Source organism: Ignavibacteriales bacterium (assembly GCA_020635255.1).
Taxonomy (GTDB): Bacteria; Bacteroidota; Ignavibacteria; order Tepidaquicellales; family Tepidaquicellaceae; genus JAEYVS01.
In genome coordinates this window covers 220,410-242,711 of the sequence record JACKAC010000002.1, presented here as the reverse complement: position 1 = coordinate 242,711, position 22,302 = coordinate 220,410, and the positions used below count along the sequence as shown (strand labels likewise).

The window sequence follows — 22,302 nt, the reverse complement described above, 5'->3', positions numbered from 1 at the left end:
TCCAAATGGTTATTTGGGATTCAGCTATAGGCTGTCCCATAAATGATAGACCTTTCATTTTGTGATAGTTTTTAATACGTACATATACTTTTTATTTTATTTCATTTCAATATACAGTCATTTTCCTTATTTTTATCCTCTATTTGAATAATTTAAGCAGATTATGACCCACACTGTTAAAGCTCCAACCGGCTCGGAGATCACCTGCAAAAGCTGGCTCACCGAAGCCCCTATGCGAATGCTGATGAATAACCTCAATCCTGACGTAGCCGAAAATCCGGCTGAGTTGATTATTTATGGGGGAAGCGGAAAAGCCGCCAGAAACTGGGAATGCTATGACAAGATAGTCGAAACCCTTAAGACACTGGAAGCGGACGAGACGCTTCTCGTGCAATCCGGAAAACCAGTAGCGGTATTCAAAACACATGAAAACGCTCCACGTGTAATAATATCGAATTCACAGATAGTACCAGCATGGGCTAACTGGGATGAATTCAGGAGACTGGAGGGACTGGGTCTGACAATGTACGGACAGATGACAGCAGGGAGCTGGATATACATAGGCACACAAGGAATATTACAAGGGACGTATGAAACATTCGGGGCATGCGCTACGAAACATTTCGGTGGAACACTCTCCGGCAGGTTCGTACTTACTTGCGGGCTCGGGGGCATGGGAGGCGCTCAGCCTCTTGCGGCAACTCTAAATGGTGCGGCATTCCTTGGTGTTGACGTTGACAGAGAGCGTATTCAAAAAAGGATCAATACAGGATACTGCGATGTGATAGCAAATAATCTCGAGGAAGCACTTAAGATAGTTTTAGAAGCAAAAGAAAAAGGGATAGCAAAATCGGTAGGACTGGTAGGTAATGCCGGTGAAGTTCTCCCAAAGATACTGGAGATGGGAATCATACCGGATGTGGTAACTGACCAGACCTCCGCTCACGATATGCTCAATGGTTATGTACCAATGGGAATGTCACTTGCCGAGGCACTTGAACTAAGAAAATCTGATCCCCAAAAGTATCAGGAACTGGCAAGAAAAACTGCAGTTGTGCATTGCAAAACGATGTGGGAATTTATGCAGAAAGGATCAATTGTATTCGATTACGGAAATAACCTCCGCGGTGAGGCTTATAATAACTGTTTTAAATCAGCATTTGAAATACCGGGATTTGTTCCGGAATACATCCGCCCGCTCTTTTGCGAAGGTAAAGGACCTTTCCGATGGGTCGCATTGTCAGGTGACCCGGAAGATATTTATACAACTGATGAAGCTATAATGGAAGCATTTCCGGATGACGAACCTCTCCACCGCTGGCTGAAAGCAGCGAAGGAAAAGGTACACTTCCAGGGACTACCATCTAGGATCTGCTGGCTGGGATATGGCGCGCGGGCAAAAGCGGGAAAGGTATTCAATGACCTGGTAAGAACAGGTAAAGTTTCCGCACCTATTGTAATAGGTCGTGATCACCTGGACTGCGGAAGCGTGGCGTCACCTAACCGAGAGACAGAAAAGATGAAAGACGGCTCGGATGCAATTGCTGACTGGCCTGTGTTAAATTTTGGACTTCACTGTGTTGGAGGAGCCACATGGGTATCGCTTCATCACGGCGGCGGTGTAGGTATAGGAAATTCCATACACTCCGGCATGGTTATAGTAGCCGACGGAACAGATGAAGCGGAAGTAAGGTTAGAGAGGTGTCTGACTTATGACCCGGGAATGGGCATAGTAAGGCATGCCGATGCAGGCTATGAAGAAGCATTGGCAAATCAAAAAAAGTTTGGCATTAAGATGCCAATGATAGATAAGTAGAAGTAATAAAGAAATGACAGACGATAAATTTAAAGGTCTCGACCTGGATCTCGAGGAAGACCTGTCTTTCGAGCCTCCTAAGCGAAAGGGCGGAGGCGCGAAATGGGGATTCATTATAGTAATAACATTACTCATAGGTGTAATTGGGGTAATGACCTACCTATTGTTTTTTAATACATCACCATATGAACAAGGTGTAATATACCTTCGTGAGAAGCAGTACGAAGCCGCGTTAATCGAATTTCAAAAAGTACCACCTGCCGATAAAGATTATAACTTCGCTCAGTCAAAGATAAATTATATCACGGGGATGCAATTTTTTAACGAAAACAAACTCGACGAAGCAAAGCCCTTCCTTAAACAGGTGGCTGTCAACGATGAGTATGCAAACGAAGTGAAATTTATGCTGGAAAAAATCGACACATTTGAAAAGCAAAAGGTCCTTGAAGATCAACTAGCTGAAGACCAGAAAAAACTCATAGAAGATGCACAAAAAGAAACAGAACAAAAAATTAAAGATACCGAAGCGGCTAAAAAATATTTTTCAGAACTGACAAGACTTATCGATAAATTCGAAAGCGAATACCAGCTTTCAAAGCTAGAAAGCTCGTCAACAATGAAAAAGAATCTCCGCAACCTTAATGACATTCGTCAGCAGATGTTAGACATAAGCTACGAAGCAGATAATCAGGATCAACAGGTACTTGATTTTCGCTCACTCACTGACCAACTGATGAAAAGCAGAATAGACCTTGTTCAGAAGATAATATCCCTGAACATTGAAAGTGTCGATCAGGTATCAGACGAAACTAAATTGGAAATCTCCGACAGTGACAAATTAAAAGAAAGTATGGTATCTGAACGGGATAAGCTCAAATCATCATATGGAGTAAAGTAAACAAAGTCCTGAGGCTCCCAAATTACTTCAGGCGCACAAAATGACGAAAGGAAAATTAGCCATCGAAGAAAATCTTTCATTATCATCTTTAACCACGATAAAGCTCGGGGGTAAGGCACGGTACTTTGTTTCATGCAGGAATGAAGATGATATAATTTCTGCATTAAAATACGCAAAAGAAAACTCATTGGACGTATTTGTTATCAGCGGGGGTAGTAATGTTGTATTTCCGGACTCCGGCTACAGCGGGCTTATTTTAAAAGTTGACAATAAAGGAATTGATTTCCAGGATGAAATAGTCGTCTGCAAAGCAGGTGAAGACTGGGATAATTTTGTAGCTCAATGCGTTGATAAAGGACTCGGTTATATTGAATGTCTCTCCGGAATTCCAGGTAGTGTCGGCTCAACACCTATACAGAATGTAGGAGCATACGGACAGGAAGTAAAAGATTCCATTGTGTCCTTAAAAGCCATTGATAGAGAAACATATGAAATAGTTGAATTTTCAAATGCTGAATGTAATTTTGGATATAGGGACAGCCGTTTCAAATCAGCAGATAAGGATAAGTATATAATCACTGAGGTTACTTTCCGGCTGAAAAAGAACTGTATTCCTCATATAAGATATGCCGAGCTAAACAGATATTTAAACCATTTCCTCGACATGGAGACCCTGCTCCCGGGGAGGGAAAAGCTAACCATAGTTAGAAACGCAGTTCTCGAAATAAGGCGTAAGAAATCCATGTTAATAGACCCGAAGGATCCCAACTCGGTTTCCTGCGGTTCTTTTTTTACAAACCCGATACTCGATGAGGAAGAATTTCGGCACTTCAAAAAGATCTGCAAAAGAATGCATATCAAGTTTCCGATGTTTGATGATCCTAAAGGTACAAAACTCTCTGCTGCGTGGTTAATAGAAAATGCCGGTCTAGAAAAGGGCTACCAGAGAAGAGGCGTTGGAATCTCAGAAAAACACACGCTCGCTCTCGTCAATTACGGTGAAGGAACTACAGAAGCATTGTTAAGCCTTGCAAACTGGATAAAAGAGAAGGTGAAAAGGAAATTCTCAGTTGAGTTGGAAATCGAACCGGTAATCGTAAGTTAATCCGGTATTTTAGCAAGCTGATCCTCACCAAGAAGGTAATCATCTACAGGTTTTCTTACTCTTTCCCGTGAGAAATACGAATAAACCGCAGGGACGACGAAGAGCGTCAGGAATGTAGCAAAAATCAGACCTCCAACAACGGCAATACCCAGAGAAACACGGCTTCCTGCTCCAGCACCAACCGCTATAGGAAGTATTCCGAGAACTGTAGATAATGTTGTCATGAGAATAGGCCTGAATCTCGCTTCAGCCGCCCCTATAACAGCCTCAAGTTTATGTAGTCCCAATTCCTTTCGCTGATTTGCAAATTCAACAATGAGGATCGCGTTCTTAGTAACAAGACCGATAAGCATTATTATTCCTATCTGTGAGAACACATTCAGTGTCTGCCCAAATATCCATAACGAAAGCACAGCACCTGTAAGCGCAAGGGGTACGGTAAGCAGGATTATGAATGGATCAACGAAGCTTTCAAATTGTGCCGCCAGAACCAGAAATATAATTACAAGCGCAAAGATAAAAGTGAACATGAGCGATGAGGAGCTTTCTGCGTAATCTTTTGATTCACCGTTAAGCGCAGTACTAAAAGTCGGATCCAAAACTTTAGCGGCTATTCTGTCCATCTCAGCAATTCCATCTCCGATTGCAAATCCCGGAGCGAGGTTAGCTGAGACGGTTGCGGATACAAACCTGTTGTATCTATTCCTTTCAGCAGGTGAGATTGACTCGGTCAATGTTATAAGATTATCCATCTGCACAAGCTGCCCATTTTTGTTCCTTACATAAAGGCATTGCAGGTCATAAGGCTCATCTCTGTTTTCTCTATCAACCTGCCCTATCACCTGATATTGTTTACCATCTTTAATAAAGTAGCCGTATCTCTGACCACCAAGGGCTGCCTGAAGAGTTTTCGATATATCCTGAACCGAGACACCCAATACAGATGCTTTATCTCTATTGATCTCGACTTTAATTTCCGGCTTATTAATACGCAGATCGGTATCGACATTTTGCACAACCTTACTATTGTCCGCTTCCTCCATAAATTTCGGAAGAACTTCTATCAGCTTCTCATAGGTCGGTGCCTGTATAACATATTGTATTGGCTGTCTTGCAAATCTTGAACCGATAGTTGGAGGCTGTATTGCAAAAGCTCTTATCCCCGTAACACTACCGAAATTTTTATTGAGCATTTTATATATCTGATCCTGTGTGCGCTTACGTTCATCCGGTGGTATAAGATAGAGATTTATAATACCCGTATTTGTAGCACCTACGCTCGAAAAGCTAGGTGCAATTATCTCTATAGGCGCGGGTACTTCAGGCACAGAATCCATTATCATCTGGTTTAGGTCTTCCATATACCTCTCCGTGTATTCATATGTAGTACCTTCAGGAGCACGGATATTAACACGCACATTCGACCTGTCTTCGAGAGGTGCCAGCTCACTCTGCAGGGAACCCCTTACAAAGTAAACGACTAATCCTACCCCAACAATAATAACAAAGGCCATCCACCTCACTTTCATAAATGCTTCGAGGCTTTTTGAATAGATGTTATTCAACCAAACATAAAACGGTTCGGTCTTATTATAAAACCAATTCTCCTTGTCATGTTTCCTAAGCAATCTCGAACAGAGCATCGGGGTTAGACTCAACGCTACAAAAGAAGAGATAATAACAGCGGCTCCTATCGTTACACCGAACTCTCTAAACAGCCTTCCAACCAGCCCCTCTAGAAAGAGTATGGGAAGGAAGACCGCTGCAAGAGCAAGTGTGGTCGCGATAACAGCAAAGTAGATTTCTTTTGATCCTTTGAATGCCGCCTCGACGGGGCTGTAGCCTTCCTCTATTTTAGAATATATGTTCTCAAGAACGACTATAGCATCGTCTACCACAAGTCCAATTGCAAGAATGATACCCATCAATGTAAGCACATTAATGGAAAATCCTGCCGCATACATAACAAAGAAAGTTGCGATTATGGAGATTGGGATAGCTACTATCGGGATTAATGTAGATCTCCAATCACGTAAGAAAAGGAAGATTATCATTACTACTAATCCAAATGCAATGAAAATTGTTGTTTCAACTTCCTTAACAGTTCCTCTTACATATTCCGAGAAATCGAAGCCCACATCAATAGTATATTCAGGGGGAAGATTTTTTTCGATCTCATGATACCTTTTCCAAAACTCATCCGATATCTCTATCAGGTTAGCACCGGGCATAGATTGAAGCGAAAGCCCTATTCCCGGGAGACCGCCTTTTTTAATACCGGTTCGTTCATTCTCCGGAGAAAGAACCGCGTAACCAATATCCTTAAATCTCACCACCTTACCATCAACTTCCTTTATTGTGAGATTATTAAAATCCTCCACTGTAGTCAATCTACCCAGAGTCGTAATAGGGAGCTCCGTATTGTCTCCTTCGATCCTCCCTGATGGGAGTTCAACATTCTCTCTTTGGAGGGCATTCTGAACGTCTATAGCAGTTAGTCCGAGGGCAGAAAGTCTCTGTGGATTAAGGCGCATTTGCATGGAGTACTTCTTCTCACCAAATACATTTACGGCGCTAACGCCTGTAATTGTTTGAAGCCTTTCTTTAATAACATTATTGGCGTACTCGCTGACCTCCATTATATTCTTCGTATCGCTCTGCACAAACATAAATATAATGGGTACAGCATCAGCATCAGATTTTCTCACCAACGGATTTTCAACGTCCGGGGGAAGGTTTCTTTGCGCGCGGGATACTCTGTCTCGGACATCATTCGCCGCAGCTTCGAGATCCCGATCAAGTTCAAATTCGATGGTTATACGGCTGGACTGTTCACGACTTTCGGAAGTGATCGACTTAATACCTTCGATTCCATTGAGTGACTCTTCTAATGGTTCGGTTATCTGTGTTTCTATCACATCGGAATTTGCACCGGGATAATTGGTGGTAACAGAGATAACAGGAGCATCGACACTGGGATATTCCCTGACCTCAAGATTGCTAAACGCCACAATCCCAAAAATGATAAGTATAAGCGACATTACAATCGATAATACCGGTCTCTTTATTGAGGTTTCGGATAAACTCACTTTAATCGAGATTTATTGTTTTTTCTATTTTAACATCGGCACCGGGCTTTAAGCGGAGAATGTTCGTAATGATCACAGTGTCCCCGGGATTTAAACCGGAAAGTATCTGCACTCTGTCACTCAGCCGTGTTCCAATCTCTACATCAATGGGTTGCGCTTTACCGTCTTTTACTATATATACCTGGTGTCCCTTAAGGATTGGGATGACCGCTTCTGTAGGCACCATCATTGCATTTGTAATATTGTCTAAGTTAAGAGTTACATTTGCAAAGGTACCTGGAAGGAGTTTTCGCCCGGCATTTGAACTAACCGCTCTTAATATAAGTGAGCGCGTGTTTCCCTCGACCTTTGGCTCGAAAGCATAGACTTCCCCTTCGAAATCATCGTTCATCCCGTCTACTTTGAACTTGATCTTCTGTCCCACCTTAAATGCAGAGATATATCTCTCAGGAATAGAGAAATCTATCTTTATCTTACTTACATCCTGTATAGTTGTCAAGGGAACGGACGGGGATACATAACTACCCCGACTTACTTCACGCAAACCGACAATACCAGATATGGGAGCTCTAATACTAGTCTTGGATATGTCTATTAAAAGGATGTCAATATCTGCTCGCACCTGTTCGAGTTCTGTCTCGGATATGTCATAATCTTCCTCAGCAAGTAGTCCTTTTTCTTTCAGCTGTTCATTTCGAGCGAGTTTTTTCTCAAGGAGATCTTCCTGGATTTCCAGCTTTCTCAATCTTGCATAAAGATCGGCGTTATCCAATGTGAATAACGTCCTACCTCTACCCACATATGTACCTTCCTTGAAATGTATACCGGATATTTTTTTAGATACTTCACTTCGTATTTCCACCTCTTCATTAGCAAGTATTGTACCGACTGTCTTGATATTGTTCTCGAGAGTGGTGTTTTTCAGGACATATGCATCGGCTAGAACGGTTTGACTTCGTTTGTTACCCGTGTTTTCACCGGGTTTATCTTGCGTAGACGTCAGCTTCGGAACAATAATGATAGCTGCAATAATTACTACAATTATGAGAAAAAGTGAAATGTATTTGACAGGTTTTTTCAAAAGGAGTAGCCCAGTTTTATAAGCGGAATTTTTTAATATGGGGAAAATATTTAATTGAGAAAGCACAAAAAACAGGGATATAAAGGCGAAACATCACTATTGCCTAATAATGTTCCCTTAAACTAAAGAAAGTTTTCTTGACAAAAAGAGAAATAGTTTTTAATTTAAGATAAGTTCTTTCGGCAAAATATTGGGGTGCTGTTCCCATAAACAGGAGCGGCTGAGAATATACCCAGTGCCCACCATCGGGACAGGAACCTGATCCGGGTAATTCCGGCGTAGGGAATAATTTTGAACGCTTAATCCTTTTTTCGGAAAAATAAGAAGGGTTAAGCGTTTTTTATTTGATAAGGATCATACGGCGTGTCTCGGAAAAAGAAGATGTCTTGAGCCGGTAAAAATAAACTCCGCTGGAAAGTCCTGCTCCGTCAAACCGGTATACATGTTTGCCTTCCGTAAGTTCACCATTTATCAGCTGTACGACTTCGTGCCCTAGCGAGTTATAAACAGAAAGAGTTATAATTTGCTTCGCAGGTAATTCAAATGAAATATTTGTTGATGGGTTAAACGGATTTGGATAGTTCTGATCTAATTTGAATCCGTTTGGAACTTGTGCATTGCTTAGAATCGATGTTGGTATGTCATTAAACTTCATCGCTATCGACGTATATGCACTACCTGTAGGCTGTAATCTCATTCTTCCTCCAATATATACGTCATTCGTACCCGGTACTATACCGCTAACCTCATTATTACCTGATATACCATTCGAAAATAGACCCAGTCCCATACCTATACCGTCGGGAGAATATTTAACAACGTAGAAAGAACCCCCCGCACCTCCGACGTATACATTACCGTTTACATCACACTTTATGTCACCGGGTATAGCGGTATTATTGGATCCTTCCATTTGCAAATACTTGCTCCATAGAAAGGTTCCGTCAGATGTATATTTAACAGTACCCGTATGCGTCCCAGCTAAATATGTTTCCCCTGTTGCAATAACATTCTGCTGGTTATCAAGAGTAACCGCCGTTATTTTGTCATTTCCGGAAAAATCGCGGCTTCGTGACCACAAAGTATCCCCGTTAGTATTATATTTAACTAAATAGAAGTCATTCGAAGCAAAAAACTTATAACCTCCAAGATAGAAATTTCCGGAATTATCCGCTGTAAGTATTTTATCACTTTGGTCTATTGGAATTTGAGGGTTTTTTGACCATTGTAATACACCCGATGAGTTATATTTTAATAACACCGTCATCGCGGATGCCCCAAATTGAGAGAAACCAGTTACAAATACATTTCCGGAGTTATCCGCACACACGTCCAGTCCCCTGTCAAATCCTCCTGAATTAAATCTCGCTACCCAGACCGAATCACCATTTGGGGCATACTTTATAGTAACAATATCACCCGTCGGTGTTGCGCCGTGACTATAGCCGGTGAGATATACAAAATTACTATCATCGATGGTCATCGCTTCCACCTCATCCATAGCAAAATTATTCAGTCCATTATAAATTCTTGCCCATAATGAATCGCCTGATGGACTAAATTTCATTAAGGTATAATCATATGTACCGGTATTATTTTCTCTAATTCCTCCGACATAGATATTTCCAAATGAATCCATGACAATCCCTCTAGGAAGATCAAAAATCCCAAGCATAATATTCCGCGTCCATTGCTCGACCCCGGAAGAATTATATTTTACAAGGAAACTTCCTTCCTGACCCTGTCCTGACGCAATGTAAACATTTCCGGAGTTATCCTTTACAATACCTGCTGTATAGAATAAGTTGACTGAGGAATCTGGAAATGTAGAAACCCACTCCGGATTAATCTGACCTTTAGCTTTACCGGAAAGGATTACGATCGTTGTGAAGAAGAGAATAAATAATTTTGCTTTCATATATACAAAAATACTTTAAACAGGTTGCCTGTGCTAACCAAAAATATACTTTAATTGTAGGTTTCAAGTTGATTAAGGAATTGTTAATTTGGATTAGTTCTTAAAAGAACAACAAATTACCGGGGTGCTTTTCCTGAATAGGAAAGGCTGAGATCATACCCGGTGTCCCGAATAACACACAGGGACAGAACCTGATCCGGATAATACCGGCGTAGGCAATTAATTTTTAAACGCTTGATTCTTCTCTCTTTTGTCAGGTTCGGAGAAGGGTTAAGCGTTTTCGTTTTAAAGGAGAAATTTCAATTATGAAATTACTTTTACCATTTGCTCTTTTAATCTTATGTGTAAACTTTTCTTTTGCACAGGATGAAAATGTTGCCGATTCAACATATTCCATTCAGACAATTGAGGTGGATGCTTTAAAAGGAGTGAAAGGCACCACACCAATCACGCTGGAAAACATCGATAGAAAAAAGATCGATGACTTTTACTGGATGGAAGATCTTCCGATGTTCCTCAATGGTAACACAAGCATCAATGCGTATTCTGAATCCGGCGCATCGGTTGGCTATTCCTATTTTACTATCCGTGGTTTTGACCAGCGAAGGATCTCTATCCTCATCGACGGTATTCCGCAAAATGATCCCGAAGATCACCAGGTTTACTGGGTTGATGTTTCAGATCTTACCGCTTCCGTGCAGGACATACAGATACAAAGAGGGATCGGAACAGCGCTTTACGGCTCATCATCTATTGGCGGAGTAGTAAGCATCGAAACAATTAATCCGTTCAAAAACCGCTTCCTTAAAACCACAGGTGGTTATGGTGATTATAACTCAAAAAGGTACTCGCTGGAATTTTCCTCCGGGCCAATCAATGAGGAGTATGGGTTGTATGGGAAATTTACGAAGATAAATACAGACGGCTACCGTGACCTTTCCTGGTCTGACCACTGGTCATATTTCCTCAGCGGAGAAAAAATGTTCGGGAGCAAAGCCGTACTCAAACTCACAACATATGGTGGACCTATACAAAACCACCTGGCATATCTTGGTGTGACTAAGGAATACCTCGACGGTGAAGTAACCGGAGATCAACGTGTCGATAGGAGGTACAATTTCCTCGATTTCCCAAACGAAACCGATAACTATAATCAGCCCCATTACGAAGCAGTTTTTAATATTCAACCGAACAAAAATCTGTTCATTTCCAACACGCTCAGTTATATAAAAGGAAACGGATACTTCATTACAAACTTTCCGACATATTACGGCTATGATTTCGATTATTTCAGGCTTCAGACATTCTTTACAACCGACAGTAATACATATAATCCTGATTATTATAGACGAAACCCCGACGGTACGTTATACTTTCAGCCGGGACAGGGGTATGAGATCGTGAGGAGCAACATGGTTACTAATCTCTGGGTGAATAACGATACATATGGGTGGTTTCCTAAAATGAAACTTACACATTTAAAAGGCAAAGGCGATCTGGTATTCGGAGGTGAGATACGCTATCATAAATCCGAACACTACGGGGAAGTAACATTCGGTGACGTACTTCCACCCGGGACACCGGATGACTATCTTTATTACTTTTACAATGGCGGGAAAAACACATACTCGGTTTATGCAAACGAGATCTACCGCGCAACCGACAAACTGACCGGTATGGTCGGATTGCAATACGTCTATCATAGATATAAGATTGAAAATGACAGGTTCAAACCGTATGATTTTGATGTAAGCTACAGCTTCTTCACTCCCCGCTTTGGTGTCAATTATGCTTTTAATGATATGCTAAGAGTGTTTGGTAATTTTTCGATCGCAAAAAGAGAACCGAGACTCAAGGACATCTATGATGGGGAAAATCCTTACAGTACTCCGAATTTCAGAATAGTCGACCCGGCTACAAATACCTACGAGGACCCTTTAATAAATCCAGAAGAAATGAATGATTATGAGCTTGGATTTGGTTTGACTATGAATGAACTAAAAGCCGACCTTAATTTTTATCTCATGGACTTCAGCAACGAGATAGTAAATAACGGACAGCTAGATAATGTCGGGCAGCCCATTGTGGGAAACGCTGGAAAATCCATCCACAGGGGTATCGAACTCCAGTTTGCCTATCAGCCGTTCAAAAGAATGTTCGGAGAAAGATCTCTCGGACCGTTGAAGGTAGAAGGAAATCTGAATCTGTCCGATAATTATTTCACCGAGTATGTGGAAGTACTCGGAGCGGATTCGTTAGGAAATATTATTTACGGAAACGATTACTCTGATAATCAAATATTACTGAATCCACGCATCATTGCTAACCTTTCGCTGGACTATTTCGCTCCGTCGGGCATAGGGGCTTATATTGCAGTACAGCACATTGGAAAGCAGTATCTTGACAATTCCGAAAACGAGAAAAAAAATCCATCTGCTGTAACCCAACCCGGTTATGTAGATAAAGTGATTGAACCTTACACAGTATTTAACGCTGGTGTATCGGTTGATTTAGTAACATTAGTCGGGAGTAAGAAGTTTGGAAACATTCTTTCCCAGCTCCAGGCTAATTTCAGGATAAATAATATTTTCGATGTGTTGTACGAAACTTCCGGAAACGTCGACAGCTACGGGACACCCTACTGGATCCCCGCAGCAGAAAGAAACTTTTACATAGATCTAAAAGTAGGATTCTAAGAAGCTTACGGGAGCTCATCTGCTCTCCTGCTTACCTTTTAGATATTTTTTATAATAGGTATATTTATCCAACTAAACCAAGCTTTATGAGGAAAATTTTCTCTTTGATTATAATATTCGCTTTGACAGTGCTATTCACAGCCTGTCTGGACAAAAAAGAAGAACCAATCGAAAAGACCAAGGATAATAATACGACCGAAGAAACCTCTGATAATTCGTCGAATACTGCTTCCGGAAATGAGGGAGAAACCGGCAAAACTGACGGAATAAAAGATCTTAAATTTGGTACGAATCTTATTCCGTCCGGATTTGATAAATACAAAGGTAGCCCGGTCGCGGCAGCTGAATGGGAAGATGCTAATGGTGAAAACCTCATTATTATTAGCGAGACTAAAGTGAACGAGAAAGAGGGGCAGAATGGGACAGAACTTTCTAAGGAATTATACGGATATCATTTTATAATGGACGGTTCGGATGGCGAAGAGCTGTGGAAGATACAGGATTTCGTCAAAGACTGTGAATTTGATCTTACACTTTCATACATCCCGGAATCACTGACAGTTACCGACCTGGATAATAATGGGATTGCTGAAAGTACATTTATGTACAACCTCTCATGTAAGAGCGACGTAAGCCCGGACGATCTAAAGCTTATGATGCATGAAGGGAAAAATAAATATGCTCTTAGAGGATATACTCTTTTAACGGGTATTGGCGGAGATTATAAGGTCGACAAGGCATTCGATGACGCGCCGGAATCATTCCTCGATTATGCAAAGAAGCAGTGGGAAAAATTCAAGAGTTTTGAATATTAATTTTAGTAAGCCCCGAAAGGGGCTTTTTTTATTTCCCTTTTCTTGATTCACTTACCATTAGTACACCTCCTGAAAAGAAAAGTAACGCTGCGAAAATGAATGTTGCCTCTATAGAAATAAGCTTTAATATAAGATAGCCAAGGAATGGACTGAATAATCCTCTTAAGCCTGTCAAAGTAATGTGAACAGCCTGGTAATTAGACACCTCCGAATGCGGAGCATAATATATAGAACCGAGATTCCAGGAAAGCGTTACTCCACTCATACTAATTCCAAAAATAAAGAACGTTACATACAACAATATATCCTCCCTGATATGAATCAGGTGGAAATACTTTATAATCAGTAGTAAAATAGGAAAAAGTACGAGTGTCATAAACGATACGCCTGTAAACTTAGCCGGATTTCTCGAACCCATGAGTTTACCCATTAGTGGAGTGAACAATACTATCGCGGAGTGTACCATGAATCCTTTCGCCAGTGAAATGGGTGTATAATCGAGTGCAAGGTCTTCTACCAGGAATATCGGCAGGACGGCCTGTATCATCATAAAGGCCATACCGTAAAGAAAGAAATATATTTCAAATCTAAGGAAACCTTTACTCTGGTTAAATATCCTCAGCATGTTCCTTATGGGTAGGATTATTATATCTTTAACCAGTTTGACGGAGAAATTCAGAGCCAGGCGTACGCGGTTTTTGGGTTCGATCTCATTGTCTAGCTTTATGAGCTTCGCAAGATTGTAAAACGCAATCATATCCACTACACCCGCAAGAGGATAAAATATTTTATACACCTCATAATTTATATCAAGCAGAAAGCCAAGTGAGGTAGTAGTGATCAGTAAAGCAAGTGTGTAAAGGCTCGAGGCGTAAGAATAAAGCGAACTTCTTTTTTCCGGGGAATAATTATGTTTGATAACAACGTTCCACACAGGTTTTATCATCGAGTCTATGAAACTCATGACGGCTATACAGAAAATGAAATAATTAGGTGTTTCATATAGAGGTATGATGAACAAAAAGAACTTGCTCGCGAATCCCAGCCATAAGATTGTACGCTGTTGATTATGAACACGGTTGATGAGCTCAGCGCCATATATAGAAAACAGGAAAGCCGTACTCGTCAGAAAGATCAATACGGTTACCTGGAAGTCGCTTCCTCCGAGTGACTTCTTTAAAATGACATCCATCAGCAGGAATGTACCGAAGGAAATGCCGTTTAAGATCTGCGATATAAGATGTAGACGAAATGTGTATTTCTCTAAGCGGGGTCGGTTAAATTTGAGGGTCTGAGATGCGCTCAAGTTATTTACATATTTACATTTTTTCTAATTCTATATGCTTTAATTCTGTTTTTACGTTTGGATATTTTGAATTTATGTGTTCCCTAAGCCTCTCCGCCGCGTAAACTGATCTGTGCTGACCTCCCGTGCATCCGAAACTTACCAATAAACTTGTAAAATCCCGCTCCATATAATTCTCGATTGCCGGATCGATCATCTCATACACACTTTCGAGGAATTTATCCATTTCTGTCTGCGTCTGAATAAACTTAATGACATCTTCTTCGAGACCGGTTTTTAATTTGAACTCCTCTTGCCTTCCCGGGTTATTAATAAACCTGCAGTCGAACACGAAACCGCCTCCGTTTCCAGTTGTATCAGGCGGGATCTGCGATTTTATGTATGAAAATGAATTGATATAAACGGTTAAAGACATGAGTAAATATAGCAATTAGACGGGAAGTTTTAACACCGAAAATCTATCCGAACATCCCGAATTGTTTCTGGTCTTTAACCTTCCTGTAATGCTCCCTCGAAAGGGCAGGCACATCCCTGTCCAGTCCGTATTTAGCTCTATTAAGACGGAATATTTTCTTTATTGTTTCAGCCCATTTACCCTGTCCCGAAAATCTTTTAAAATATTCACTATTATATAACTTCCCTCCGTGAATATCTGTTATGCGGTTCAATATCTTGTCTGCCCTGTCAGGAAATTCCCTTCTCGCCCAATCTATAAACAACTCCTTATTCTGCCATGGCAATCTCACTAACGTCATTGCCGCTGTTAAAGCCCCCGCTTCCTTAGCTGCCTTTAGTATGGAAGGAACTTCCTCATCCGTTAATCCGGGTATTATCGGCGCAACATTAACAGAAACAGGTATACCGTTATCTCTTAATCTGCTCACCGTATCCAGTCTTCTTTGCGGTCTGGCTGTTCTTGGCTCCATTACTGTTGTTATCTCCGGTTTCAGACTCGTTATCGAAACCACAACGTGTGAGAGGTTCATAGTGGCTAACTCTTTTAAAAGGTCTATATCTCTTTGCACAAGCGCATTCTTTGTGATGATGTAAACCGGATTTCTGAACTTAAGAAAAACTTCCAAACACCCTCTCGTTATCCTGAACCTCCTTTCGCCGGGCTGGTAGCAATCCGTATCTCCTGACATTCCAACCGCGTTCGCTACCCATGTTTTTTTATTAAGTTCGTTGTGAAGCAGTTCCGGAGCGTCAGGCTTGACCATTATCTTAGTTTCAAAGTCAAGCCCACTGTTGAAACCAAGATATTCATGTGTGGGTCTCGCATAGCAATAAATGCATCCATGCTCACATCCTCGATATGGATTCATGCTAAACATCATCCCCAGATCCGGGCTCTCGACTTTATTTATCATTCTCTTTGTGTTGTCACGAAAATATACAGTCTTGGTTATGCGCTCTTCCTTATCGAAATACTCATCAGCTTCAAGATCCGCCTCTATATATAATTTCTCGAATCTGTTTTGCGGGTTTAATGCCGTCCCTCTTCCTTTTATTTTATTTGGATGTACTGAATATTCTTTCATAAAAAAAGATACATAAAATAATTCTTATATACCATAATTTTTTATGGTATATAAGTTAATAAAAAACCCCACTCTACTAATCGACTGGGGTTTACATAGGGGGAAATAAATTACTACACTCTACTTTAATACTACTACCTCTTTTGCGCCTGTTTCATTATTAAGGGTTAGCTTTACTGTATAGAAACCCGGCAGGAGCTTCGTTAAGTTATATCCTATGCTGTAGATTCCTTCCAATTGATGGCCCTCGAATATCGTTTCGATCTCCTCGTTCATTGAATTGAATATCTGTACCTTCACATTTCCGTCAGATCTTAACTGATATGAAATATTTATAAAACTTTTAAATGGATTAGGGTCTATTTCAAATATTGTAAAATTCTCAGGCTCATCTAATTCCATGTTATATTCATCGCTGTTACCTATACCAATCGTATACGATTGGTTGCTGAAATCATTGTCACTAATAGACTCAGGAAGATATAATTTTGTAGCAACAAAAAATTTCATATTCATCCTCACTATAACATTCATATATGGAGCTTCACCTTCAGAGACCACCCCCGGATATAATGTTTCAAATATAACCATGCCGTCATCACCCGTCAGCTGGATGCCTCTAAAAAATGTCTCACCTATAGCATCTCCTGTACCTGATATCTCACCCTCTTCATCGGCATGCCAAATCTCAACAAATGCATTTTTAAATGGCTTCCCATCAATATCTATTACTTTCAATTCCAGTCTCAGGGGAAAACCTTTTTTGTTTTCCTTTATATTACTTCTAATAATATCGGAGTTAAAAAAATATGGTTCTTCTTCATCCTCGGGTATTAACCAGAGCACATCATTATCTTTTGTAGTTAGTTCTTCCATCTTATAATTGTGCATCTATTACTCATTTAATTAGGAGCATTTCTTTCGTTTGCACAAAACCTCCTGCGATCAGCTTATAAAAATAATATCCGCTGCTCAATCCGTTCGCATTGAATTTTATCTCGTAAGAACCGGCATTCTGCCTCTGATTAACAAGTGTCCTCACCTTCTGTCCCATTGTATTGTAAATAATAAGCTGTACGTCACTGTTTTGCGCAATCTGGTATGGGATCACCGTTGATGGATTGAATGGGTTTGGATAGTTTTGCTTTAATGCAAATTCATTAGGCTGAACTTCCGGATCGCCTATCGAGGTCGGAGAATCTATCCCGATTGTATATTCACCGTCGTATCCGCCATTGCCATTTGGTGTCGCTGTCATCACTAAGTATTGAGGAAGCGCTTCGTGGAAGATGCTGTCTGCCGCGTTTGTCGTCGGGTTAGGACCTCTCCCAACATATTCCGGCGTAGCATATACCGTGTTGTTTGTTTCATCCGGGAAACAGAACTGGGATGTTACATATGTCGATGCGGTAAGCCTTACCTTGAAGTGAATGTGCGTTGCTCTTCCCTGGTACCATCCCGGGTATACTGTATCGAACTCTGCCAGACCTTGCGAGTTAGTAGGCTGTATACCTCTCATAAAAGTCTGCCCTACAAAACCGTTAAATCCCGAGTAGTTACCGTCTTTATCGGCATGCCACACATCGACCAACACTCCTGATACTGGATCACAATTGTAATTGATCACGTTTATCTTCATGTGAAGTGGCATACCCGGTCTGCCCTCGGTTATATCTTGCCTGAATAGGTTTGGGTTAATATAATAAGGACCCTCCGTCAACGCCGGTGTGAGCCAGCAAGTATCAACGGCACCTGTTTTCCCCATAGCATTCATCGCTTTACTAATGGCTTTTTCAGTGTTAACAAGAGGAAGCATTGTCCCAAGTCCAACTAAGCCCAGTCCTTTTAAAAGATCTCGTCTTTTCATTTTTAGGTATTATTTATTTATAAAATGAATGCCGGATAAATTACTTCGGGGGCGGCATCCCACCTGGAGGTCCCTTCCGGGGTCCTCTATCATCAGATTCAGGTGTTCTCATTGGCACAAAGACTTCATTTATTACATCCTTAAACTTTTCTTTCTGTTCAGGTGTACATATATCCGATATATCTTTAAAGTGATTATATCTTTGTATATCTATCCTTCTTTGTAATTCTGTTATTTTATTTATAAGTGAGTCTCTCTTACTACCATCAGTAAATATTTCATCAAACATCTGCTTCCTTACCTGTCTTATGCTGTCAAATAATATCGATGATTCTCTCTCGTATGCTTCCGTTAGCGGCTTGAACTTCTGCGCCTGTTCATCACTCCAGTCAAGCCTTTCTTTAAAGAAATCCGTCAGATTATGACCGGGAGGGGGACCTCCGTTTTTAAAAGGCTTTTCTCTAAAATCCGGCATTTGAGGTTTATCAAACCATATGATAGCCAATGTGCCCAGGTTAATAACTGCTAGGACTATCACCACCCAATAAAAGATCTTAACTTTTACGTACTTTTCCATTTCTTTCCCCTTATCTGTTATTTGTCAAATGATACTGCTCAAGGAATATACTTATATCAGTTGGGGAGGTAACGGATTCGGTGACTTCTCCTTCGTCCGAACTGTAAACCATTGTCAGGATGTTAAAGAGCAATATCAACACAAGCAGAGCAGGGAGAATAACCGCCCCTTTGAGGGACTTAAACATAGATTCGGATTCATCCGATTGTATTCTCCCCATCAGCTTTGTGTAGAAATAAGGGCTTGCATCTATTTCCTCATGATGTTCATCGAGTAATAAGAGAGTCCTATCCACATCGCTATCTACTACTGAGCGAGTTTTTTCAACTTTTTTATTCATTTCCTTACTATTTAATTAGACGATATCTTTTTGAGAATACTTACTGTATTATTTGTAATTTCTATAAAAATTATAGAGCTTTTTTTGAAGATTTTGTTTTGCCCTAAATATTAATGAATCTACCGCATTCACCTGAACCTTTAATATCTCGGCAATCTCGCTATTGCTCATACCCTCGAATTTGTTTAATGTTATAGCTATCCTTTGTTTATCAGGAAGTTCACCCAATACTTTCTTTAAGATCTTTCTCCGCAGGTCATCATCGAAAAGTGTAGCCGGGTCAGGCTCATTGGCGGGAATGTTAGCTAATACTTCCTCATCAGCCTGTTTGCCGAATGAGAATCTCTTCTTACGTTTTTTACTTTTTATAAAATCAAGCGATTTGTTAACAGCAATTCTATATATCCATGTTGAAAGTTTTGATTCAGATCTAAATTTATTCAGGGAATGATATACTTCGATAAAAACTTCCTGCGATATGTCCTCTGCATCATGTATGTTAGAGGTGAAACGATAGCAGATATTGATGACTTTCTTCTGATGATCATCGACTATCTCCTTAAAACTAATATCCTTTACTTTATCCCTGTTCACGGCTGTAAGGTTGATACTTTCGTAAAGATAAAGAAATCCTTATTAAAATAAAAAACCCGGTGCAGATCATTATATCATACACCGGGTAAGTAGAGAGAATAAACCAAACTCTTATGCTTTGCTCACAACTGCTTTTGAACCTTTTCTTTTCGAGTACCACTTAATGATCCGTATTACAATGTATACTACGATCGCCAGGAATACCAGCAACGGCAGTAAAGCAATAGCAACTACAATAATTGCCTTCAATACATCCGTGAATCCTTCCAGACCTTGCTTGAATGCCTGTCCTATCTCGTAAAAGAATCCTCCGCCCGATGATGTATCGAGGAGTGATGGCTCGAATACAGAAACTGTAAGTGTGGAATATGCCGCCTGGGTCCTGAGAAATTTCATCCTGCCCTCGACGCTTTCAATTTTCTGCCTGACTGTAGCCAGCTTTCCTTCTATCTCGATTATATCGGAAAGCGAACCTGCTTTAGTATCGAGAAGCGATATCAATCTTTGCTCCAGCTCCCTCTCTGTTTTTAACCGCGCTTCGAGATCTATGTACTCTTCGGTTACATCATTCGATGAAATATTTTGTGAAGCTATTGTGCCTATCTCGCCTAGCTTTGCAACCAGCTCGTCAAATTTCTCTGCCGGTACTTTTATCGTGATCGATCCCTGTTTTTTCCCTGCCGCATTTAGGCTCGAGCTCGAGGCAGATGTATACCCGTTCAAATTTTTCACAAGATCATTGATCTTTGTTTCCGCCTCACCGTAAGTTTCGACCTCAAGATTCATTGTTCCCGTTCGGATAATGAGCCTTTGCTGTTGTTGTGTAGGTATCTCTGTTTCATCCTGCTGATTTTCGGATGTCAGGCTCGTTTTTTTGTAAACCGTCCTTTCCTTGTCGCCGGCTACATCCATGTTCGATGTACCGTCCGTATTGTATGTCATCGGAGGCTGATTCTCCGTATCCTTATTTCCGGATTTATCCATGCATCCATTCAGTATTATAAATCCGAGAATAAGAAATAACACCGCTTTGAAATTCTTTGCTTTTTTCATGGCTATTAAGTTTTTCTTTAACCGCTTAAAGATTGATACTTGATATAAAATGCAAATGTTCCTTAAAAAAAGAAAGCCTCACCGCATAAAGCAGAGAGGCTTCTAAGTGTAAGGTAATCAGCGTACTTTGTTTACTTACACTTCCTATTAAACTTCATAGTAAAGATGGAATTCATAAGGATGAGGTCTCAGCTGAACCTGGTTTACCTCATTCTCTATTTTATATTTTACATACGTCTCTATCAATTCTTCAGAAAATACACCGCCTTTAGTCAAAAATCCATGGTCTTTTTTCAGATTATACAGCGCCAGGCGGAATGTCTCAGGTGCATGGTTCAGCTTCATATATTCGTCGAGCGGCATGTCATAGAGATTTCTGTCCAGCGGATCACCCGGGTGTATCTTGTTCTCAATACCATCAAGTCCAGCCATTAGCATTGCCGCAAAAGCAAGATACGGGTTTGCAGTACCGTCCGGGCATCTGAATTCCACTCTCTTTGCTTTTGGATTATTTGAATACATTGGTATTCTTACTGCCGCGCTTCTGTTTGCTTTCGAATATGCCAGCGTAACAGGAGCTTCGTAACCGGGTACCAGCCTCTTATAAGAATTTGTCGTCGGATTTGAAAATGCCAGTATCGAAGAAGCATGTTTTAAAAGACCTCCAATAAAATACAATCCCATCTCACTAAGCCCTGCATACTCATTCCCGGCAAAGAGAGGCTTTCCGCCCTTCCAAAGACTAATGTGTGTATGCATACCGCTTCCATTATCACCGAATATCGGTTTTGGCATAAATGTGGCTGTCTTACCGACTAACCTTGCCGTGTTCTTTATTATGTATTTAAACCACTGCATCTGATCTACCATATCCAGCATCTTGCCGTACTTAATATCAATTTCAGACTGACCTGCTGTGGCAACTTCGTGGTGTTGAGTCTCCACGTCCATTCCGACTTCCATCAGGTAATCAACCATCAGGTTCCTGACGTCATTCATTGAATCCGACGGGGGTACCGGGAAGTATCCCTCTTTCTGTCTGATCTTGTGACCCAGGTTTACTTCCTTCTCACTTCCGGTATTCCAGAATCCCTCTACTGAATCCAGCCTATACCAGCTAGAGTATTCATTCACGTTATATGCTACGTGGTCGAGAATAAAAAACTCTGCTTCCGGTCCGAAGTATGCCGTGTCTGCTATGCCGGTAGATTCCAGATACTTCTGCGCCTGCTTTGCAATATACCGGGGATCATGATCATAAGGATTTTTATCACAATCGGTAATGTCGCAGATCATGACCAGTGATGTAGATTTAATGAACGGATCTATATGTGCAGTGGTCGGGTCGGGTATTACAAGCATGTCGGATTCGTTGATTGACTTCCAACCTCTGATCGAGGAGCCGTCAAAGCCGAATCCCTCATAGAAACTCTCCTGCTCGAGCTTGTCGATTGGAATTGAAAAATGTTGCCATTGTCCCGGCAAGTCTGTAAAGCGGAGGTCCACCATCTTTACTTCCTTTTCTTTCGCCAGCTTAAAGACGTCATTGATGGCTTTCAATTTGTCCTTTTCTGCATCGATTTGGTTCTTTTTTGCCATAGGGTTT

General features: G+C 40.9%; 18 protein-coding genes and 2 riboswitches. Of the genes, 5 read left to right on the top strand and 13 right to left on the bottom strand.

Annotated elements, in window-relative coordinates:
- Window positions 1-163 precede the first annotated feature (163 nt).
- Genes hutU through H6614_08965 form a run of 3 tightly spaced genes read left to right on the top strand, consistent with a single transcriptional unit; the run spans window position 164 to window position 3,819 of the window.
- A complete protein-coding gene (hutU, locus tag H6614_08975; protein MCB9243793.1) occupies window positions 164-1,816 on the top strand; it encodes a urocanate hydratase in 1,653 nt (550 codons plus the stop codon).
- A gap of 13 nt (window positions 1,817-1,829) precedes the next feature.
- Window positions 1,830-2,714 (top strand): phage tail tape measure protein, encoded by an 885-nt coding sequence (locus H6614_08970; GenBank protein ID MCB9243792.1) that lies wholly within the window; start codon window positions 1,830-1,832, stop codon window positions 2,712-2,714.
- A 40-nt stretch (window positions 2,715-2,754) separates the two neighbouring features.
- Entirely contained in the window at window positions 2,755-3,819 is a 1,065-nt protein-coding gene (locus H6614_08965) for a UDP-N-acetylmuramate dehydrogenase (protein ID MCB9243791.1), read from the top strand.
- Here the strand turns inward: H6614_08965 and H6614_08960 are convergent.
- The 3 genes from H6614_08960 to H6614_08950 all read right to left on the bottom strand — a co-directional run bounded on the left by H6614_08960 (window position 3,816) and on the right by H6614_08950 (window position 9,907).
- Window positions 3,816-6,908 (bottom strand): efflux RND transporter permease subunit, encoded by a 3,093-nt coding sequence (locus H6614_08960; GenBank protein MCB9243790.1) that lies wholly within the window; start codon window positions 6,906-6,908, stop codon window positions 3,816-3,818. The genes H6614_08965 and H6614_08960 overlap by 4 nt on opposite strands.
- A gap of 1 nt (window position 6,909) precedes the next feature.
- Window positions 6,910-7,989, bottom strand: coding sequence for an efflux RND transporter periplasmic adaptor subunit (locus H6614_08955; GenBank protein ID MCB9243789.1), 1,080 nt, complete (start codon window positions 7,987-7,989; stop codon window positions 6,910-6,912).
- Between the two features lie 181 nt (window positions 7,990-8,170).
- Window positions 8,171-8,291: riboswitch (TPP riboswitch) on the top strand.
- A 38-nt stretch (window positions 8,292-8,329) separates the two neighbouring features.
- A complete protein-coding gene (locus H6614_08950; protein MCB9243788.1) occupies window positions 8,330-9,907 on the bottom strand; it encodes a T9SS type A sorting domain-containing protein in 1,578 nt (525 codons plus the stop codon).
- Window positions 9,908-10,017: 110 nt separating this feature from the next.
- Window positions 10,018-10,143, top strand: a riboswitch (TPP riboswitch).
- Window positions 10,144-10,212: 69 nt separating this feature from the next.
- Here H6614_08950 and H6614_08945 point away from each other — a divergent pair.
- Together H6614_08945 and H6614_08940 are read left to right on the top strand one after the other, a co-directional pair.
- Window positions 10,213-12,603, top strand: coding sequence for a TonB-dependent receptor (locus H6614_08945; protein MCB9243787.1), 2,391 nt, complete (start codon window positions 10,213-10,215; stop codon window positions 12,601-12,603).
- Between the two features lie 86 nt (window positions 12,604-12,689).
- Window positions 12,690-13,418 carry a hypothetical protein gene (locus H6614_08940; protein MCB9243786.1) on the top strand — a complete coding sequence of 243 codons (729 nt, stop codon included), beginning with the start codon at window positions 12,690-12,692 and terminating at the stop codon, window positions 13,416-13,418.
- A gap of 28 nt (window positions 13,419-13,446) precedes the next feature.
- Here the strand turns inward: H6614_08940 and H6614_08935 are convergent, their stop codons facing one another.
- From H6614_08935 to glnA, 10 genes are all read right to left on the bottom strand, one after another.
- On the bottom strand, window positions 13,447-14,724 hold the full coding sequence (locus H6614_08935; protein MCB9243785.1) for an MFS transporter: 1,278 nt from the start codon (window positions 14,722-14,724) through the stop codon (window positions 13,447-13,449).
- A 13-nt stretch (window positions 14,725-14,737) separates the two neighbouring features.
- Window positions 14,738-15,139: an ATP-binding protein gene (locus H6614_08930; protein ID MCB9243784.1), complete on the bottom strand. Its 402-nt coding sequence runs from the start codon at window positions 15,137-15,139 to the stop codon at window positions 14,738-14,740.
- A gap of 43 nt (window positions 15,140-15,182) precedes the next feature.
- Window positions 15,183-16,265, bottom strand: coding sequence for a PA0069 family radical SAM protein (locus H6614_08925; GenBank protein MCB9243783.1), 1,083 nt, complete (start codon window positions 16,263-16,265; stop codon window positions 15,183-15,185).
- Window positions 16,266-16,385: 120 nt separating this feature from the next.
- On the bottom strand, window positions 16,386-17,141 hold the full coding sequence (locus H6614_08920) for a hypothetical protein (protein ID MCB9243782.1): 756 nt from the start codon (window positions 17,139-17,141) through the stop codon (window positions 16,386-16,388).
- Window positions 17,142-17,163: 22 nt separating this feature from the next.
- A complete protein-coding gene (locus H6614_08915) occupies window positions 17,164-18,132 on the bottom strand; it encodes a T9SS type A sorting domain-containing protein (GenBank protein ID MCB9243781.1) in 969 nt (322 codons plus the stop codon).
- A 40-nt stretch (window positions 18,133-18,172) separates the two neighbouring features.
- Entirely contained in the window at window positions 18,173-18,709 is a 537-nt protein-coding gene (locus H6614_08910) for a periplasmic heavy metal sensor (protein ID MCB9243780.1), read from the bottom strand.
- Between the two features lie 10 nt (window positions 18,710-18,719).
- The gene (locus tag H6614_08905; GenBank protein MCB9243779.1) at window positions 18,720-19,049 is read right to left on the bottom strand and encodes a hypothetical protein; all 330 of its coding nucleotides are present in this window, start codon (window positions 19,047-19,049) and stop codon (window positions 18,720-18,722) included.
- 48 nt (window positions 19,050-19,097) lie between these two features.
- Entirely contained in the window at window positions 19,098-19,643 is a 546-nt protein-coding gene (locus H6614_08900) for an RNA polymerase sigma factor (protein MCB9243778.1), read from the bottom strand.
- Window positions 19,644-19,754: 111 nt separating this feature from the next.
- Window positions 19,755-20,696, bottom strand: coding sequence for a DUF4349 domain-containing protein (locus tag H6614_08895; GenBank protein MCB9243777.1), 942 nt, complete (start codon window positions 20,694-20,696; stop codon window positions 19,755-19,757).
- Between the two features lie 147 nt (window positions 20,697-20,843).
- Window positions 20,844-22,295, bottom strand: coding sequence for a type I glutamate--ammonia ligase (glnA, locus tag H6614_08890; protein ID MCB9243776.1), 1,452 nt, complete (start codon window positions 22,293-22,295; stop codon window positions 20,844-20,846).
- Between the last annotated feature and the right edge of the window lie 7 nt (window positions 22,296-22,302).

Excerpts from the sequence above, each read along its gene's own strand:
- hutU (MCB9243793.1), top strand. The coding sequence starts at position 164 with ATGACCCACACTGTTAAAGCTCCAACCGGCTCGGAGATCACCTGCAAA.
- H6614_08970 (MCB9243792.1), top strand. The coding sequence starts at position 1,830 with ATGACAGACGATAAATTTAAAGGTCTCGACCTGGATCTCGAGGAAGAC.
- H6614_08965 (MCB9243791.1), top strand. The coding sequence starts at position 2,755 with ATGACGAAAGGAAAATTAGCCATCGAAGAAAATCTTTCATTATCATCT.
- H6614_08950 (MCB9243788.1), bottom strand. The coding sequence starts at position 9,907 with ATGAAAGCAAAATTATTTATTCTCTTCTTCACAACGATCGTAATCCTT.
- H6614_08945 (MCB9243787.1), top strand. The coding sequence starts at position 10,213 with ATGAAATTACTTTTACCATTTGCTCTTTTAATCTTATGTGTAAACTTT.
- H6614_08940 (MCB9243786.1), top strand. The coding sequence starts at position 12,690 with ATGAGGAAAATTTTCTCTTTGATTATAATATTCGCTTTGACAGTGCTA.
- H6614_08930 (MCB9243784.1), bottom strand. The coding sequence starts at position 15,139 with ATGTCTTTAACCGTTTATATCAATTCATTTTCATACATAAAATCGCAG.
- H6614_08925 (MCB9243783.1), bottom strand. The coding sequence starts at position 16,265 with ATGAAAGAATATTCAGTACATCCAAATAAAATAAAAGGAAGAGGGACG.
- H6614_08920 (MCB9243782.1), bottom strand. The coding sequence starts at position 17,141 with ATGGAAGAACTAACTACAAAAGATAATGATGTGCTCTGGTTAATACCC.
- H6614_08915 (MCB9243781.1), bottom strand. The coding sequence starts at position 18,132 with ATGAAAAGACGAGATCTTTTAAAAGGACTGGGCTTAGTTGGACTTGGG.
- H6614_08910 (MCB9243780.1), bottom strand. The coding sequence starts at position 18,709 with ATGGAAAAGTACGTAAAAGTTAAGATCTTTTATTGGGTGGTGATAGTC.
- H6614_08905 (MCB9243779.1), bottom strand. The coding sequence starts at position 19,049 with ATGAATAAAAAAGTTGAAAAAACTCGCTCAGTAGTAGATAGCGATGTG.
- H6614_08895 (MCB9243777.1), bottom strand. The coding sequence starts at position 20,696 with ATGAAAAAAGCAAAGAATTTCAAAGCGGTGTTATTTCTTATTCTCGGA.
- glnA (MCB9243776.1), bottom strand. The coding sequence starts at position 22,295 with ATGGCAAAAAAGAACCAAATCGATGCAGAAAAGGACAAATTGAAAGCC.